The 1,973-nt window shown below is 72.6% G+C and carries 2 protein-coding genes; both read left to right on the top strand.

Annotated features, from left to right (window positions below; all coding sequences use genetic code 11):
* The first annotated feature begins 276 nt into the window (after positions 1-276).
* A complete protein-coding gene (gene mscL / locus HW445_RS28730; protein ID WP_151771561.1) occupies positions 277-768 on the top strand; it encodes a large conductance mechanosensitive channel protein MscL in 492 nt (163 codons plus the stop codon).
* A 61-nt stretch (positions 769-829) separates the two neighbouring features.
* A complete protein-coding gene (locus tag HW445_RS28725) occupies positions 830-1,846 on the top strand; it encodes a hypothetical protein (protein ID WP_180223766.1) in 1,017 nt (338 codons plus the stop codon).
* Positions 1,847-1,973 lie beyond the last annotated feature (127 nt).

The following is a 1,973-nucleotide window of genomic DNA, read 5'->3' as shown; positions in this document are numbered from 1 at the left end:
TCCACCCGCGGGCCTCGTCGACGGAGTCGGCGCGCCGCAGGTTCCACCGCTGGATCGGCAGGTCGCGGAACACCCGCTCCATGTCAGGTGCGTCCTTCTCCCGCCGAGGCACCGGAACCGCCCCGGCGGTGGTCAGGGAGGGCTGCCCTCCGGCCCGGGAGCGGGGAGACGCGGGGTGCGGTCCTCGCGGTGGCGTGGGGCCCCTAGGGTTCTGCATCGTTGTGTTCTCCCGGCGACGGCATCCCGTCGCCGGATTCGGTACGGAAGGGGCCTCGGGTGAGCGAGGAGAAGGTCAGTGTGCTGGAGGGCTTCAAGGCCTTCCTGATGCGGGGCAACGTGATCGACATGGCCGTCGCCGTCGTGATCGGCGCGGCGTTCACCAACATCGTCAACAAGATCGTCGAGGGCGTGATCAACCCCCTCGTCGGAGCCTTCGGCACGATGGACCTGGCGCAGTACAGCACCTGCCTCAAGGGCGACTGCACCAAGAAGGGGCAGGGCGTCGAGATCATGTGGGGGCTGGTGCTCAGCGCGACCCTGACCTTCCTGATCACGGCCGCGGTCGTCTACTTCCTGATGGTCCTGCCGATGTCCCGCGTCCTGGCCCGCCAGGCGGCCCGCCGCAAGGCGAAGGAGGAGCAGCACGCGCTGGCGTCCGAGCCGGTGACCGTCACCGAGCTGGAGGTCCTCCAGGAGATCCGCGACGCCCTGGTCCACCAGCGGCAGGGCGGCACCGCGGCCGGCGGGAACGTGGTCTCCCCCCGCTGACCGGCACCGCCGGGAGGAAAAGGGCCCCGCCTCGCCCGGCCCGGTCATTACAGTCGTGCCCATGACCAGAACGACCCCGCCCCGGCCGCTCGACGTCGAGGCCCTCTTCCCCGAGCTGGCGCGGCACCGCGGCACCACCACCCGGCTGCACCCCCGCCCCGGCAAGCCGGCCGTGACGGACAGCTCGGTGGGCGGGCCGCTGCTCTGGCCCGCGGACGAGGCGTGGCCGGTGTGCACGGAGCCGCACGACCGGAGCACCGGGTACCGGACGGCGGACGTCCGCGCCGCGCGGCGGGACCGCGGGGCGCGGCAGGAACGGCGCCGCCTGCGCGACCTGCCGGACGACCATCCCGTGCCGCTGATCGCGCTGGCCCAGCTGTACCGCCGTGACGTCCCCGATCTGCGCCCGGGGCCGGACGGGGCCGATCTGCTCCAGCTCTTCGCCTGCCCCTTCGACGCCCACGGCGACACGGGTCACGGGATGAGCGTCCACGTCCACTGGCGCCGTTCGGCCGCGGTGGCCGAGGCGGAGACGGTGGACCCGCAGCCGGAGCCCGAGGTGGTCGGATGGCCGGGCTACGTGCCCGAGCCCTGCGTCCTGCACCCCGAACAGGTCGTCACCTACCCCTTCGCCGGATGCCTTCCCGAGGAACTCGAGGAACGCATCGACGCGTGGGAGGAGGAACTGGAGGAGGAAGCCGAGAGCCGGACCGTCGTGAAGCCGTGGACGGACCTCGGCCCGGACGGCGACTACGGCGACGAGATCCCCGAGGTGCCCGGGTACCAGTACGACCTCTCCATACCCCCGGGCTGGCGCGCCGGCGGTTACGCCTCCTGGCACCTCACCGATCCGTACCCGATGGACTGCCGGACGTGCGGCACACCGACGGAGCTGCTGCTGACCGTGGACAGCCGCGAATGGGACGGCACCGTCAGCTGGCGTCCGGTGGAGGACGACGGGCTGCCCGCGTATCCCCACGCCTCCCCGACGGAGGTGGTGGTCGGCCGCTGGGGACAGCTCAACGTCTTCTCCTGCGCCGCCGACCCGGCCCACCCCCACCGGTGGAGCATCCAATAAGCCCGTCGTCGCCGACGCGCCGGGCGCGCCGTTCACCCTGGGGGAGACTGTGCGCATGGTGAGGTTGACGCGGGGCCAGACGGCCGAGCTGGTGCGGTGCGCCGCGGTCTTCGAGCCGGGCGACCCG

Source organism: Streptomyces sp. UH6 (assembly GCF_013421635.1).
In the GTDB taxonomy this organism is placed as follows: Bacteria; Actinomycetota; Actinomycetes; order Streptomycetales; family Streptomycetaceae; genus Streptomyces; species Streptomyces abyssomicinicus.
Note: the sequence above shows the minus strand (reverse complement) of the source record. Positions and strands in the feature narration are given on the sequence as shown.

What these genes read in the sequence shown, in the direction of transcription:
- HW445_RS28725 (WP_180223766.1), top strand. Translation starts at nt 830, where the DNA reads ATGACCAGAACGACCCCGCCCCGGCCGCTCGACGTCGAGGCCCTCTTC.